The sequence below is a fragment of the Streptomyces lanatus genome, from assembly GCF_014655715.1.
Classification (GTDB): Bacteria; Actinomycetota; Actinomycetes; order Streptomycetales; family Streptomycetaceae; genus Streptomyces; species Streptomyces lanatus.
Genome location: NZ_BNBM01000002.1, coordinates 466,119 through 482,419, shown reverse-complemented (window position 1 = coordinate 482,419; position 16,301 = coordinate 466,119). Strand labels below are relative to the sequence as shown.

General features: G+C 68.7%; 7 protein-coding genes and 1 pseudogene. 7 read left to right on the top strand and 1 reads right to left on the bottom strand.

What is annotated here, in order from left to right:
* Window positions 1-77: 77 nt before the first annotated feature.
* Together IE325_RS07335 and IE325_RS07330 are read left to right on the top strand one after the other, a co-directional pair.
* Window positions 78-1,343 carry a glycosyltransferase gene (locus IE325_RS07335; RefSeq protein ID WP_190068895.1) on the top strand — a complete coding sequence of 422 codons (1,266 nt, stop codon included), beginning with the start codon at window positions 78-80 and terminating at the stop codon, window positions 1,341-1,343.
* Window positions 1,340-1,966, top strand: a complete 627-nt coding sequence (locus tag IE325_RS07330; protein ID WP_190068894.1) for an acyltransferase — start codon at window positions 1,340-1,342, stop codon at window positions 1,964-1,966. The genes IE325_RS07335 and IE325_RS07330 overlap by 4 nt, the downstream gene beginning before the upstream one ends.
* Before the next feature lie 218 nt (window positions 1,967-2,184).
* Here the strand turns inward: IE325_RS07330 and IE325_RS07325 are convergent, their stop codons facing one another.
* Window positions 2,185-2,787 (bottom strand): acyltransferase, encoded by a 603-nt coding sequence (locus IE325_RS07325; RefSeq protein ID WP_190068893.1) that lies wholly within the window; start codon window positions 2,785-2,787, stop codon window positions 2,185-2,187.
* 365 nt (window positions 2,788-3,152) lie between these two features.
* Here IE325_RS07325 and IE325_RS07320 point away from each other — a divergent pair, with 365 nt between their 5' ends.
* The 5 genes and pseudogenes from IE325_RS07320 to IE325_RS45990 all read left to right on the top strand — a co-directional run.
* Window positions 3,153-4,532 carry an integrin alpha gene (locus IE325_RS07320; RefSeq protein ID WP_229911695.1) on the top strand — a complete coding sequence of 460 codons (1,380 nt, stop codon included), beginning with the start codon at window positions 3,153-3,155 and terminating at the stop codon, window positions 4,530-4,532.
* Window positions 4,533-4,574: 42 nt separating this feature from the next.
* The gene (locus IE325_RS07315) at window positions 4,575-8,225 is read left to right on the top strand and encodes a LamG domain-containing protein (protein WP_190068891.1); all 3,651 of its coding nucleotides are present in this window, start codon (window positions 4,575-4,577) and stop codon (window positions 8,223-8,225) included.
* Between the two features lie 139 nt (window positions 8,226-8,364).
* On the top strand, window positions 8,365-15,234 hold the full coding sequence (locus tag IE325_RS07310; RefSeq protein ID WP_229911694.1) for a polymorphic toxin-type HINT domain-containing protein: 6,870 nt from the start codon (window positions 8,365-8,367) through the stop codon (window positions 15,232-15,234).
* Window positions 15,235-15,291: 57 nt separating this feature from the next.
* Entirely contained in the window at window positions 15,292-16,056 is a 765-nt protein-coding gene (locus tag IE325_RS07305) for a hypothetical protein (RefSeq protein ID WP_190068890.1), read from the top strand.
* Window positions 16,057-16,100: 44 nt separating this feature from the next.
* Window positions 16,101-16,244: pseudogene (locus IE325_RS45990) on the top strand (XRE family transcriptional regulator); the annotation flags it as partial.
* Between the last annotated feature and the right edge of the window lie 57 nt (window positions 16,245-16,301).

The window sequence follows — 16,301 nt, the reverse complement described above, 5'->3', positions numbered from 1 at the left end:
CCGAACTCGCCTGCGCGGACTCGCTGCACAAGCAGGGGGACAAGAAGGCGGCCACCGCCTCACCGGCCAAGGCCCTGATGCTCGCCTTCCACCGCGTCCCGCATCTCGACGGGCTGTCGTCGCCCCTGGCCGAGGACCCGCAGGGCTTCACAGCCCCGCTCCATCGCAGCCGCGCCCTGCGCGCGACAGCGGCCCCGCGCGGCCGCGCCACGCCCGCGGCGCCCCCTCCGGCAGACCGGCCCCTGCGGCTGCTGATCGTCAACCGGTCCAACGCCAACTTCCTCCCCCTCATCACCGCGCACTACGAGCAGCACCCCGACGTCGAGGTCCGCACCCTCGACCTGGCCGCCGACCCGGAACTCGCCCCCCTCGCCAAGGGGCTGCAACGGATGATGGAGCGCTCCGTCGGAGGCCAGGTCCCCTACGGGCGCAAGATCGAGCAGGCACTGCGCCCGCACCTCGACTGGGCCGACACGGTCTTCGTCGACTGGTGCACGGTCGCCGCGGCCTTCCTCACGCTCGTCGATCCCGGCACGACCCGCGTGGTCGTACGGCTGCACAGCTTCGAGGCCCTCAGCTACTGGCCGCACATCATCGACTTCTCGCGTATCGACGATCTCGTCTTCGTCGGCGCCCACGTGCGCGATCTGGTCACCGCCACGGTGCCGCGGCTGCAGGGCGACGGCGCCTCCCGCCTGCATGTGATCCACAACGCGATGGACCTGGCCGCCTTCCGGAACTCCAAGCACCCCGATGCCCGCTTCACCCTCGCTCTGGTGGGAATCGGCCAGGTCGCCAAGGACCCCCGCTGGGCGGTCGAGGTCCCGCGGCTGCTGCGCCGGCACGACGACCGCTATCGGCTGCTGCTCGTCGGCGGCGGCATGAACCCCGAGACCGGTCCCGCCGTACACGCCTACCACGAGCGGCTGGAGCGGGACCTCGCGCGACTGGAACCGTCGGGTGCCGTCCGCCGGACCGGACACACCGACGACATGCCGACCGCGCTCCAGGAGGCCGGGGTGATCCTCAGTACGTCGGTGCGGGAGAGCTTCCACTGCGGGTTCGTCGAGGGCGCCGCCAGCGGTGCCGTGCCCGTCGTACGCGACTGGCCGTTCTTCGCGGGCCGGGCGCAGGGCGCCCGCACGCTCTTCCCGTCGGACTGGGTGGTCGGTACGCCCGAGGAGGCGGCGCGGCGGATCCTCGCTACCACCGCCACCGAGGAGACCTGGCTGAAGGCGGGCCAGGCGGCCGCCGAACACGCGCTCTCCGCCTGGGACTGGACCGTCGTACGCGACGATTTCGACCGGCTGCTGCTCGGCGGCCACAGGAAGGTTCAACAGTGAGCTACACCGTCAAGCCCACCGCCCAGGTCGACGACAGTGCCGAACTGGGCGACGGGACCACCGTGTGGGAACTCGCGCAGATCCGTGAGAAGGCCCGCCTCGGTGCGGGCTGTGTCATCGGCCGCGGCGCCTACGTCGGCACGGGCGTGCGCATCGGCGACAACGTCAAGCTGCAGAACCAGGCCCTGGTGTACGAGCCGGCCGAGCTCGGCGACGGCGTCTTCGTCGGCCCCGCCGTCGTCCTCACCAACGACCACAACCCGCGCTCCGTCGACCCCGAGGGCAAGCAGAAGCGGGGCGGCGACTGGGAGGCCGTCGGCGTCAAGGTGGCCGAGGGGGCCTCCCTCGGCGCGCGTTCGGTCTGTGTCGCCCCGGTGCACATCGGCCGCTGGGCGTTGGTGGCGGCCGGTGCCGTCGTCACCAAGGATGTCCCGGACTTCGCGCTGGTGGCGGGCGTCCCCGCCCGCCGCATCGGCTGGGTCGGCAGGGCCGGGATGCGTCTCGTCGAACGTGAGGGCGAGCCCGGCGCGTGGGAGTGCCCGCAGACCGGTGCCCGCTACGCGGAACGGCCGGTCGAGGGCGTCAATGGCACGAGTGTGCTGGTGGAACTGCCGGCCGAGTGAGCCGAGGCACCGCCGACGCGCTGCCTCGGCGAAGCCGCTAGGCCGTTGGCGTGTTCAATGGCCGTGGGATCCGTCCGTGATGACGCGGAGAGGATCGGGCGGCAGGGGGAGGGCCACTGGTTCAGGCCCCCGCCCGACACCGTATGAACGCGCCGGTTCCGCAAGCGAGACCAGTCGCGAGAGCGGCCTCGTCTGTGAATCCATGAAACATGCGTCGCTCAGACGGATCGCTCCGTCAGAACGCCCTCCTTCTCGTCGTACAGTGCCCCAGTCGTCGGGCACTCCCACACGCCCGGCTCACCGGCCCGCTCGACCAGCCGGACCCCGGCCCGACCGACCCAGCCGACCTGGCGGGCGGGTACGCCCATCACCAGCGCGAAGTCCGGGACGTCCTTGGTGACGACGGCTCCGGCGGCGACCATGGCCCAGCGGCCGATGCTGATCGGCGCCACGCACACCGAACGGGCGCCGATGGACGCCCCGTCGGCGATCCTCACCCCGACGGCCTCCCAGTCGCCGCCCCGCTTCTGCTTGCCCTCGGGGTCGACGGAGCGCGGGTTGTGGTCGTTGGTGAGGACGACGGCGGGGCCGATGAAGACGCCGTCGCCGAGTTCGGCGGGCTCGTACACGAGGGCGTGGTTCTGCAGCTTGCAGTTGTCCCCCATGCGCACACCGGAGCCGACGTAGGCGCCGCGGCCGATGACGCAGCCCTCGCCGAGGCGGGCGTTCTCACGGATCTGGGCGAGGTCCCAGACGCTGCTTCCGGCGCCGATCTCGGCGCTGTCGTCGACCTGGGCGCTGGGCTGGACCCTGTAGTTCACTTCTCCGCCTTCCGGCTGTTCGGCTTCGCTTCGTGAGCATACGAGGGTGTGGCCGAGCGGGGAGAAGTGGAGTAATCCCGTTACTTGTGGAACTCCTGTGACTGATGTCACTTTTGTCGAACGCATGCGCGTATTGCATGTGCATATCAGGTGAAGGAATGATCCACTGGCCTTTAAAGTCTCTTTATCTTGAGGTGTCTGTGCCAAGGGTGGGGAAAACATGGCGGCGCAGTGCGGCCGCTGTTCTTGCAGGGACGTTCCTGGCCTGGGGGGTGGGGACCGGCGGCACACCAGCGGCGGCCGCCGTTGCCTGCCCGTCGGGCGTCGAATCCGATTTCAACGGCGACGGGACCAGGGACACGGCCGTGGCCGACCCCGAAGCGACCGTCGACGGCGTGGCGAAGGCCGGTGCCGTGCACGTCGTCTACGGCGGCGGCAAGGGGACCACGACGCTGACGCAGGCGCTCGACGCCGTCCCGGGCGTGCCCGAGGCGGGCGACCAGTACGGCTACTCGATGGCCGTCTACGACGCCGACCTCGACGGCTGCAGCGACCTGGTGGTCGGCGCGCCCTACGAGGACATCGGCACCGCGCCCGACTCCGGCGCCGTCCATGTGATCTACGGCTCCACGAGCGGGCTGAACGCCGGCAGCAAGCCGGTCAAGGAGTTCCTCCAGGGCACCGACCGGCCGCTCGGCGGCGGTGCGGAGGCCGATGACTGGGTCGGCTACGCGGTCGCGGCCGGCAAGACCTCCTCCGGCTCGCCGTTCCTGCTGATCGGTTCCCCCGGCGAGTCGATCGGCACCGTCGAGGACGCCGGTGCCTTCTACTACATCAGCGGCACCGCGCAGAACGCCGTGATGGTCCATCAGGACACCGACGCCGCCGGCGCCGTCTCCGGCACGGCCGAGCAGGACGACCGCTTCGGCTCCTCCCTGGCCGCGACCCCGACCCACTTCGCGGTCGGCTCGCCCGGCGAGGCGCTGGGCTCCGTCTCCTTCGCGGGCGGCGTGGGCTACTTCAACCACACGCTCACGTCCGGCTACCCCAAGCCGCTCGGTGGACTCGGCCAGGACCAGGACACGATCAGCGGCGCCGAGGAGGTCGGCGACCAGTTCGGCGACGCGATCGCCATGGTGCCTTACCGGCCCTCGGGCGCCACCTCCACCACCGAGTCGCTGCTCGTGGTCGGCGTCCCGGGCGAGGACCTGTTGACCACCGTCGACGCGGGTGCCGTCCAGGTGTTCCGGATCACGGCGAGCGGCTCGTTCTCCCAGACGGCCTGGATCGACCAGAACACCGCGGACGTCAACGAGGAGTCGGAGGCGGGCGACCTCTTCGGCAAGCGGCTCGCCGCAGTCAACATGTCGCCGAACATCACCGCCACCGGCACCACCACCCGGGTCGCGATCGGCGTGCCCGGCGAGGAGTGGGCCGAGGAGAACCCCGACAAGGGCGGCGTGCAGATCGTCCCGCTGGTCGGCGCGCCCGGCGCCTCCGACAACTGGATCGACCCCGGCTACGGCATTCCGTCCGCCGCCGCACCGCGCATGCTCACCGGCCTCGCCCTGGGCGCCACCCCCTCGCTGCTGTACGTCGGTGTGCCCTACGGCCCGGCCGACGGGCGAGCCGTCTACGGCTTCCCGTGGAACGTGCCCTCCGGCGGTGCGCCGACCCAGACCTTCAAGCCCGGTGAGGGCGGCATTCCGGCCGGCGGCGTCGCGTTCGGCGCGACGGTCCGCTGATCTGACGGGACAGGAACCATGACACCGATGCACAGCGGGCGCATGCCCGCGCACAGACCCGACCGGACGCAGGGCAGCGGCGTGCTGCGCCGCGCCACACTCGCGGCCGTCGTCGCGGGTGCCGTACTCACCGGCACCCTCGCCGCCCTCCCCACCCCCACCCCCGACCAGACCCCCGTCGCCGCCGACCGCCCCGCCCAGACCGAGCAGCAGGCCCTCGCCCTCGCGAAGAAGAGCGGCAAGGAGACCGAGGTCGTCGGCATGCGCACCGAGCGCCGGGAGATCTTCGCGGAGCCGGACGGCACCTTCACCGCCCGCGAGTACACCGAGCCGGTCCGCACGGTCCGCGACGGCACGTGGGTCGACATCGACGAGACACTCGTCAAGCGCTCCGACGGCACCTGGGGGCCCAAGGCCGCCACCGTCGACCTGAGCCTGTCCGCCGGGCAGGCGGGCAAGCCGTTCGTGACCATGCGGCGCGCCGGCCGCGAGTTCGCCCTGACCTGGCCGTACGGCAAGTTGCCCGCGCCACGCGTCGAGGGCGACACCGCCACCTATGTCGACGCCCTGCCCGGCGTCGACCTCACCGTGCGTGCCGAGGCCGACGGCTTCGGGCACCTGCTGGTCGTCAAGACGCCGGAGGCGGCAGCCGACCAGCGCCTCGCCCGGCTCGACCTGGGCATGACCACCGACGGTCTGAAGGTCGCCGAGGACGCCACCGGGGCGATCGTCGCCGAGGACGCCGTCGTAGGCGGCACCGTCTTCCAGGCGGGCAAGCCGGCGATGTGGGACTCGGCCGCGGTGGCCGAGGCCGCCGCCCGCAGGCAGGGCCCCAAGGCCGTGGCCAAGCCCCTGACCTCCGCCGCGACCGGCGCGGACGCCGACTCGACGCCCACCCCGCAGGCCGACACGGCGCCCGAGCCCGCCCTCGAAGGCCCCGGCGGCGGCGGACGTGTCGCCCCGCTCGGCGTCGAGGTGGCCAAGGACAGGCTGAGCCTGGTCCCCGACCAGAAGCTGCTCAAGGGCGAGGACACGGTCTTCCCGGTCGTCATCGACCCGATCCAGCGCACCACTTCGCGCACCTCCTGGACCGGCATCATGTCCGGGATGCCCAGTGAGCAGGACTGGAAGTACTCGGGCAGCGCGGGCGTCGGCAAGTGCCCCACCGACTACAACCCGGTCTCCTGCAACGGCGTCGGCACGCGCCGCGTGATGTTCACGATGCCGCTCTCCTTCTACAAGGGGAAGCAGATCCTGGGCGCCACCTTCTCCGCCCGCGTCGAGCACATCTACAGCGCCTCCCCGACCGCGGAGCCCATCCGCCTGTACCGGATCGGCGGCCAGAACTACTCGCTCTCCTCGTCCAGCAACTGGTCCAACACCTCGGACGACTGGGTGGACCACATCGCGACCGTCGACAAGGCGATCTCCCCGACCTCCTGCTCCAGCCAGGCCAACCTGCACTTCGAGAGCGACACGAAGACCAACCCCGAGCTGACGAGCGAGATCAAGACGGCCGCCGCGGGCGGCTGGAACGCGATGACGCTGGGTCTGCGCGCGGCCGACGAGTCCCGGTTCGCCGAGTGGAAGCGGATCTGCGGCAACGCGTACCTGTCGATCAAGTACAACAACCTGCCGCGGCAGATCAAGACGTCCGACATGCTCACCGACCCCGGTGGCGTGTGCAAGTGGGGAGCGAGCCGCCCGTACACCGACGTCCCGCCGAAGCTGAAGGCCATCGCGAGCGACCCCGACCACGGCAACGGCCAGACCGACAAGGTGAAGGTCGAGTTCAAGGTGGAGTGGACCGACCCGAACACCAAGGAAGCCAAGTCCTACACCTACCTGACGAACGACTGGCTGTCCCCGACGACCAGCACCAGGTTCGAGCACACCGTCAAGTCGACGATTCCGCAGAACACCGTCATCTACTGGAGCGCACGGGCGAACGACGGCGACGGCTCCGGCCCATGGAGCTGGGAAGGCGACACCGCCCAGCGCTGCGAGTTCATCTACGACAGGACATGGCCCGGCAAGCCGCTCGTGCTGTCCAAGCAGTACCCGTCCGACACCGTCTACCACGACGGCGTGGGCACCTACGGCACCTTCGCCTTCTCGCCCAACCCGAACGACTCCATTCCGGACACGGACGTCGTCAAGTACCAGTACTCGTTCGACGGTGCCGCACTGGCCACGCTCACCCCGGCCACAGCGGGTGGCTCCGTCACCAAGGAGTGGATGCCGACCCGCGCCGGCCGGCACGTGCTCGAGGTGATCGCCATCGACAAGGCGGGCCACGCCAGCAGCACCCCGTACGACTTCCTGGTCAGCGAGGGCAGGCCGGTCGTCGCGCAGTGGAACCTCGCCGACCTGGCCGGTGAAACCGAGGCCCACGACGAGAGCGGCGACTTCTCTGCGACCGCGGGCAGCGCCGTCACCTTCGGCGTGGACGGCCCTGGCGGCAAGGTCGACAAGGCGGCCCGCTTCGACGGCACCTCCGACGCCTTCCTGGACACCAGCGAGACGGTGCTCGACACCTCCAGGAGCTTCAGCGTCAGCGCCTGGGTGCGGCCCACGGCACTGGACCGCAGCATGACGGTCATCAGCCAGGACGGCACCGGCGAGCCCGGCTTCACCCTGGGCTACGACGCGTCCGCGCAGACCTGGAAGTTCGCGGTCCCGGTCAACGACGTCGACTCGCTCGGCGAGTGGAAGGCCGTCTCCACCGGGGTGTCCGTGGTCAAGGACCAGTGGGTGCTGCTGACGGGCGTGTACGACGCCCAGAAGACCGGCGGCCCGCAGCTCCAGCTGTACGTCAACAAGGACCTGAAGGGCTCAGCCGGGCGCCGCTCCACCTGGAAGTCGTACGGCCCGCTGCAGATCGGCCGCGGGACGGCCAAGAGCGGCTACCGCGACCCCTTCACCGGTGACCTCGCCGAGGTCCGGGTCTTCGACCGCGTCCTGCCGGCGGCCCAGGTCGCCGAGCTGATGACGATCAAGCCCGCCCGCAAGGGCTACTGGCAGCTCGACGACGCGCCCGGCGGGGCCTCCGCCGAGACCGGTGGCGGGCAGGCGCTGACCCTCACGGGCAACGCCTCCGTCTACCGCCCGGCCGACCCGCTGTTCGACATCGCCGCCCTGGTCGGCGACGGCAACCTGGTCCTGGACGGCGACGGGGACTACGCGTCCACCGCGACCGCCCCGGTCACCGGCAACAGCAGCTTCACCGTCTCCGCCCGCGCCCAGCTCACCTCGCTGGACCCGGAGAAGTCCCAGACGGTGCTGTCGCTGCCGGGCGCCAACGCCAACCGCTTCCAGGTCCGTTACCAGGCGACCACCCAGCAGTGGGAACTGGCCGTGGCGAAGACCGACTCGGCGACCGCGGAGATCGTCACCTTCACCGACGACCAGGAACTGCCGGACACCGGCGGCTCCGGTCAGCACCTGGCGGTCGTATACGACGCCTTCGCCAACTCGATCCGGCTGTATGTCGAGGGCCAGCTCGTGGCCGGTGCCTACGGCAAGGACGACACCCTGTGGTCGGCCACCGGCGGTCTGCAGGTGGGCCGTTCGCTGCGCGGTGCGAGCGAGTACTTCGCCGGCGCGCTCGACGAGGTCCGCGTCTACAGCGGGGCCGCAGACCAGATCGCGGTGCAGCGGATGGCTCAGCTGGCGGCCGTGCCGGACATGTGACAGCCCGTCAATTCTCAGGTGTGCCGGGTCCTCGGGGCCCGGCACACCCGTCCCCTGCCATTTCTCCCTTCCATTCCACGACGTTCTCCTCCGAAAGGGAACCGACCACATGTTTCGTGGCCGCTCACTGAGCCGCCGCATGCCGAGACAGGCGGTCGTCGCGACAGTGCTGGGACTCTCCCTCGCACTGTCCGCGTCGACCGTCGAGGCTGTGGTGCTCGACGACGGCGCCAGGGGCCGCACCAGCCGCCCCGGCGTCCAGGACGACGGCGATGCCGTCAAGGGACGCGACGCCAAGTCCAAGTCCCGTCCCTCCGACCCGGCCCGCAAGGCCGCGGTCAAGGGCCTCGACAAGGCGGTGTGGCCGAAGCAGGGCGGCACCGAGGTGAAACTGGGGGCCACCGCCGAAGCGGGCGGCCTGCCGGTGAAGGTGCTCAAGCCCAAGTCCGCCAAGGCGGCCAAGGCGGCGCCGTCCGAGGTGCAGGTCGATGTCCTCGACCCGTCCCGCGCCGCGAAGCTCGGTGCCGGCGTCCTGCTCGGCGTCGAGCGGGCCGACGGCGGCGACAAGGCCGCCAAGGTCCGCCTGACCGTCGACTACTCCGAGTTCGCCGAGGGCTACGGCGGCTCGTACGCCTCCCGGCTGCGCCTGGTACAGCTGCCCGCGTGCGCCGCGTACGCGACCCCCGGCAGCAAGGAGTGCCCGGAGCAGCCCAAGGTGCTGCCCACGGTGAACGACGTGCGCACCGGCACGGTCTCCGCCGACGTGACGGCCGCTCCCGCCCCCGCCGACGGCCTCTCCACGATGGCCGGCGAGTCGACGTCCCTGCTGGCGGTGGCGGCGGGCCCGTCCAGTGCCCAGGGCACCTATCAGGCCACCGCCCTGTCCCCGTCGGCCAGCTGGAGCGTGTCCACGTCCTCCGGCGCCTTCAACTGGAACTACCCGCTGCGCTCGGTCCCGACCCCGGGCGGCCTGGTCCCCACCGTGGGCCTCGGCTACTCCTCCCAGTCCGCGGACGGCCGCACCTCGGCCACCAACAACCAGGGCTCGTGGATCGGAGAGGGCTTCTCCTACGACCCCGGCTACGTCGAGCGCCGCTACAAGCCCTGCTCCGAGGACGGCCACTCCAACTCCGGCGAGCAGTGCTGGGCGTTCGAGAACGCCACGGTCATGCTCAACGGCACCGCCGGTGAGCTGGTCAAGGACGACACCACCGGCAAGTGGCACATGTCGTCCGACGACGGCAGCAAGGTCGAGAAGCTGACCGGCGCTGTCAACGGCGACAACGACGGCGAGTACTGGCGCATCACCACCTCGGACGGCACGGAGTACTACTTCGGCCAGAACCGCCTGCCGGGCTGGGCCACGGGGAACGAGGAGACGAACTCGACGTGGACCGCCCCGGTCTTCGGCGACGACTCCGGTGAGCCCTGCTACAACGCCACCTTCACCAGCGCCCACTGCAAGCAGGCCTGGCGCTGGAGCCTGGACTACGTCAAGGACACCCACGGCAACGTGATGTCCTACTTCTACGAGCGCGAGACCAACTACTACGCGCTGAACGGCAAGACGGACGTCAATGGCACCTCGTACCACCGCGGCGGCTACCTCAAGCGCATCGACTACGGCCAGCGCGACGGCCAGGTGTACGCGGCGAAGGCCCCGGCCCGGATCGCCTTCAACGTGGCCGAACGCTGCCTGCCCAACGCCGACTTCGACTGCGCGGAGAGCAAGCGCACCAAGGCGAACGCCGCCCACTGGCCCGACGTCCCGGTCGACCAGGAGTGCAAGGCCGACACCAAGTGCACCGCACCGGTGCAGACGTTCTTCACCACCAAGCGGCTGACGTCGATCGTCACGCAGATGCGCAAGGACGCCACGACCTACCAGGACGTGGACGCCTGGCTGTTCACGCACCTGTTCACCGACAACGGCGACGACTCCAAGACGCTGTGGCTGTCGAAGATCGAACACGAGGGCCGCGCCGGTACGGCGGTCAAGCTCCCGTCCGTCGACCTCTTCGGCGAGCAGCTCGCCAACCGCGTCGACGCGATCGGCGACAACATCGCGCCGTTCCACCGCTTCCGCCTGTCGATGGTCCTCAGCGAGACGGGCGCCCAGCTCGACGTCAACTACGCCCCCACCGACTGCACCAAGGCGACGCTGCCCCAGCCGGGCGAGTCGACCAAGCGCTGCTACCCGGTGAAGTGGGCCCCGCCGGGCTCCGTCGACCCGATCACGGACTGGTTCCACAAGTACGTCGTCGCGGCGGTCATCGAGACCGACCGCACCGGCGGCAACGACGGCATGGTCACCCGCTACGACTACCAGGGCGACGCGGCCTGGCGTAAGGCCAAGCCGGACGGCATCACCGACGCCAAGTACCTCACCTGGGGCGGCTGGCAGGGCTACGGCAAGGTCTCCGTCACCAGCGGCACCGCCGACAAGCAGACCACCCGCATCGACTACACCTTCATGCAGGGCATGAACGGCGACGCGAACCCGGCCGGCGGCACCCGCTCGGTGACGGTCAAGGACTCAACGGGCGCCACGTACACCGACGACGAGGAGTTCACCGGTCACCAGCTGGAGGCGGCGACGTACGACGGTACGAAGCTGGTCTCCAAGACCATCGACACCCCTTGGAGGCACTACACCGCCACCCAGACTCGCAGTTGGGGCACCACTCGTGCGGCGATCGTGCGGCCCCAGGTCGGCCGCGGCTTCACGCTGAAGTCCGACGGCACCTGGGAGGAGACGAAGTCCACGACGACGTACGACACCGCGAAGGGCGGCCGGGTCACCCAGGTCGAGGACCTCGGCGACGTCTCCACCGCCAAGGACGACTCCTGCACCCGCACCTGGTACGCGGACAACGCCACGCAGAACATCCTGTCGCTGCCCTCCCGCAGCGAGTCCGTCGCCGTGAAGTGCTCCGTCACCGCGGACTACAAGACCCAGGTCCTGGCGGACGAGCGCACGTCCTACGACGGCGGTGCCTACGGCGCGGCGCCGACCAAGGGTGACGCGACGAAGACCGAGCGCCTGACGTCCCACGACGGCACGACCGCGACGTACCAGGTCACGGGCACCACGACCTACGACGCGTACGGCCGGCCGCTGACCCAGAAGGACGCCAAGCAGAACCAGACCAGAACGGTCTACACCGAGACCGACGGCCTGCTCACGAAGACGGTCGTCTACAACGCCCTCAACCACGCCACCACCACCGACTACGTCCCCGCCTGGGGCATGTCGAAGGGCCAGACGGACCCGAACGGCAAGCGGACGGACCTCGCGTACGACGCGCTGGGCCGCCTGACGTCGGTCTGGCTGGCGGACCGCGCCACGTCGCAGACCCCGAGCATCAAGTACTCCTACAACGTCCGCAAGGACAAGGTCACCTCGATCAAGACCGAGAAGATCGAGAACGACGGCTCCTACGGCGCCGAGTACCAGCTCTACGACAGCCTGCTGCGCGCCCGGCAGATCCAGACCGAGGGACCGGACGGCTCCCGCATGGTCGCCGACACGTTCTACGACGGCACCGGCAACGTCCGGAAGACCAACTCGACGTACAACGCGGCAGGCGCCGCCTCCGACGAACTGCTGCTGGTGAGCAACAGCCAGGTCGGCGCGCAGAGCCTGCTGGAGTACGACGGGCTGGGCCGCACCAAGGCGCAGATATTCGCGGTCAGCGGCGCCGAGCAGTGGCGTACCACGACCACCTACGACGGCGAGCTGACCCACGTCGACCCGCCGACCGGCGGCGTGCCCACGACCACGATCACCGACGGCCAGGGCAACGTCTCGGAGATCCGCCACTACCGGGGCGCGTCCCCGGGCGCGGGTGTGCCGTACGACTCGACGAAGTACACGTACAACACGCGCGGTCTGCTGGAGACGGTCACCGACGCCAAGAGCAATGTGTGGCGGTACGAGTACGACCAGCTGGGGCGGAAGACGAAGTCGATCGACCCCGACGCTGGCACCTCGCGAGCCGAGTACGACGAGCTGGACCGGCCGGTCACCACGTATGACGGCCGGAACAAGAAGATCTCCACGGTCTACGACAACCTCGGCCGCATGGCGTCGACCTGGCAGGGCGACGCCACCACCGGAACGAAGCTGACGGAGACGAAGTACGACAAGGCGGGCTGGCTGGGGCAGGCCTACGGCTTCCTGAGCTACGTCTCGCCGACGGAGTACTTCGCCACGGCCGTCCAGTCGATGGACGAGTTCTACCATCCGCTGAAGACGGCCTACCAGGTGCCCGCCTCGCAGGGTTCCCTGGCCGGCACGTACGTCTTCAGCACCACGTACAACCGTGACGGCACAGTCCAGGGCACCGGTCTGCCGGCCATCGGCGACCTGCCGGCGGAGGCGCTGACCTACACGTACGACTCCCTGCAGCGTCCCAGGACGATGACGGGCTCCACGTCGTACGTCACGAACACCGTCTACTCGCGCAACAGCCAGCTCCAGCAACTGGAGCTGTACGAGGGCAGTGGCAAGAAGGTCTGGCAGACGTTCTCCTACGAGACGGGCACCGACCGGCTGACCCGTTCCGTGACCGACGTCTACGGCGCGACCGCACCGGCGAAGGACTCGAAGTACTCCTACGACCAGGCGGGCAACGTCCTGTCCATCGCGGACACGGCGAACTCGGCCTCGCCGGACGTGCAGTGTTTCGCGTACGACGGCCGCCAGCGCCTGAAGGACGCCTGGACCCCGGCGGCCACCGCGACAACGGCGGGCGGCGCCGGCACCCGCGGTTCCACCACCCCGGTGGACGGCACCGGACCGACCGCGTGTGACGCGGCGGCAGGATCGAGCGCCCTCGGTGGCCCGGCCCCGTACTGGAAGTCGTACGAGACCGACGCCATCGGCAACCGCGTCACGGAGACCAACCACGACACCGGCCTCGACGCCGCGAAGAACATCACTCGCAGCTACGAGTACGGCACGGCGGGCGCCCTGGGCGACGGCCCGCACCAGGTCACCAAGATCACCGAGAAGACGCCGACGGGTGACCGGCAGTCGACGTACGAGTACGACGACTCGGGCAACACCACCAAGCGCACCATCGGCGGCAACGCCCAGTCGCTGACCTGGACCGACACCGGCAAGGTCAACGAGGTCACCGAGGCGGGCGGCTCGAAGACGAGCTACCTCTACGACGGCTCCGGCAACCGACTGGTCCGCAAGGACCCCTCCGGCACGACCGTCTACCTGCCCGGCACCGAGCTGAAGCTGTCGGCCGACGGCACCAAGAAGGAGGCGACCCGCTACTACGAATTCGCCGGCCAGAGCGTCGGGGTCCGTACCGCCGGGAAACTCTCCTTCGTCGCCTCCGACCACCACGGCACGGGTGAGCTGGCGATCGACGCCGCGACCGGCGCGATCAGTCAGCGACGCTTCGACCCCTTCGGCGTGGAGCGCGGTGAGAAGACCGGCACCTGGCCGGGGGAGAAGGGCTACGTCGGCGGCACGATCGACGCCTCGACCGGCCTGACCCACCTGGGCGCACGGGAGTACGACTCGGCCATCGGCAAGTTCATCTCGGTCGACCCGATCATCGACTACACGCAGCCGCAGCAGATCAACGGCTACGCGTACGCGAACAACTCGCCGGTCACGCACGCCGACCCCAGCGGCATGATCGTCCCGGAGTGCCGGGAGGGTCTGATCGAGTGCCGGGGCGGCATCCCCGTCACCAACGTGGACAAGGGTGTCCAGAAAGCCCAGTCGGAGTACAGCAAGGCGTCGTCGGAGCTGGGCATGGCCCAGCTCAACCAGTCCACCGCCAAGCAGCGCATCAAGTCGGCGGGCAAGGCCCTGGTCAAGATCGCCCGGGACATCCTGGGCGTGGACGCGGCCCTGGACTGCATCTCCAGCGGTGACGTCGGTGCCTGCGGCGAGACCCTGCTCAACATCGCCGGCAGCTTCGCGGGCGGCCTGGCGGGCAAGATCCTCGCCAAGTACGGGGCACCGTGGAACTGGGCCAAGGGCTACAGGCTCGCCAAGCGGGTGACCGGCCTGGTCGGGGACCTGATCGGCGGGGCCAAGGATCTGTGGAAGGCCAACAAGGCGGTTGGGAAGGCGAGTGCCGGCCTCTCCAAGGCCGCAGACAAACTGGCGGACGCCAGGAAGAAGGCGGCGGCGGCCCTCAAGAAGAATAAGAAGTCCTGCGAGGTCTCGCACAGCTTCCTACCCGGTACAAAGGTGCTAATGGCGGGTGGCTCGACCAAGCCGATCGAGAAGGTGAATCTCGGCGACAAGGTCGTGGTCACCGATCCTGACAGCGGCGAGACCACGGTTCGCGAGGTTGTCGGCACGATTGTCACGGAGGACGACAAGCACTTCGTCGACCTGACCGTGAAGGGGACGTCCGGCAAGGCTGAAAAGCTGGTCTCCACCACGACGCATCCATTCTGGGTCGAGTCGGAGAACCGGTGGCTCGAAGCGGGTGACCTGCAGCCCGGCATGGAACTGCTCACTCCGTCCGGCGAGAGCGTGGAACTGGAGTCGGTGCGTGTCTGGCACCGGATGCAGCGCACGCACGATCTGACGATCAGCGGCATCCACACCTACTACGTGCTGGCGGGCGCTACAGCGGTCCTCGTCCACAACTGCGATGTCACTTTGTCGCAGGAACAGGCCAATGTTCTTGATGTCGGCCCACATGCCGACGAGGTAACGCCGGTGGAGGCGACCGGACCGAAGGTTGAGCCCGCCCAGTCCGAGGCCATGCAAGGTCAAAAGTGCCATTCATGCGGAGAAAGTCCTGAAGGTGAGACGATGGTCGGCGACCATCAGCCGGCGAGTGCGCTGTCCGCTCCTCGAACGCCAAGACTCCTCTACCCGCAGTGCCCGGCATGCAGTGGCATGCAATCGAGGGCCGTACAAGTCGCACAACGGATCATGAGAAATCATGGGTGGTATAATCCCGACACTCCCGGGTATCTCGATAAACTGAGATCGATACTGGGGGACCATATTTCCAAGTAGAGTGAATGCGGCCCCGCAGTGTCGTGGACATTGCGGGGCCGCTGGAATGGAACTGCAGTGATCATCGGTCGCACCCACCTGCTGCTGAATCATTCGACTGTTTTCATTGGGTCCACTGGATTCCCGAGCGATCAGCTTGACCTGGCGGAACCCCTCAAGTCGGTCGCAAGTTCAAGTGAGCATGTGATGCTCACGGTCAGGCAACAAGTAGCCCCAGTCAGTGTCACGCTTTGGCAGCAGGTCTGGCCGAGATACGGCACAGTGGTGTTCGAGGGGGATCTGACTCTTTCGGATGGAACGCTGGCCGTATTTGACATCGATCGCCTCTCTCGTTATACAAGCCTAATTGGCGAGCCTGGTGTTCATCGATTCTCGGTCGCAGTTGATGATCCCGGAAAAGCTTCCCGCATTCACGTGGTCATTGATCCAGGAGAAGGGGAATCTGCTATCGGCAGTGTGCCTGGGTATGAACTGACACCAGTGAGTGGAATTTCCCGCGACTCGATTGCGCCCGCAACCGAACTTGGGATTATTCTGTCCGAGTATGATCGGCCGGTAGCGCGGCTTGTCTGCGCACTGAAGCTGATCTTCTCGGAATCTCCCAGTGACGTGCGTCGCAAAGAAGCGATCAATTTCTCTCGGGTTCAGAGTGTTGTGGAGTGGCTGCGCTGGCTGCACCCTCAGATCTCGCTGGAATATTGCAACGAGTTGGGTTCTTTGATTCACGCCCGACTGGCCGAAGAATTCTCGCGTGAGGTCGACGACGCTGCTGTTCTTCTAGCGCATCGAGTATGGGAGCTGATTGAGAGCCACCCGTACTGAACACCAAGGGATCTTGGTTTCTTGAATGCAGGTGGGTGGTCGAGGGAGAAGACGTGCACGCACTCTGACCGGCACTCCTCCAGGGCCGCCCCGCCCGCGCTGTCAGCCCTGAGTTGGTGGCGCTCTGCGGCCAGCGGGCCGACATCCCCGTTTCGGCGTTCACCGGTTTCCTTGCCCAGGCCCGGGATCCGACCAGGCAGCAATGTGCTGTTCGTCATATCGATCGAAGCCTTCGACGACACTGG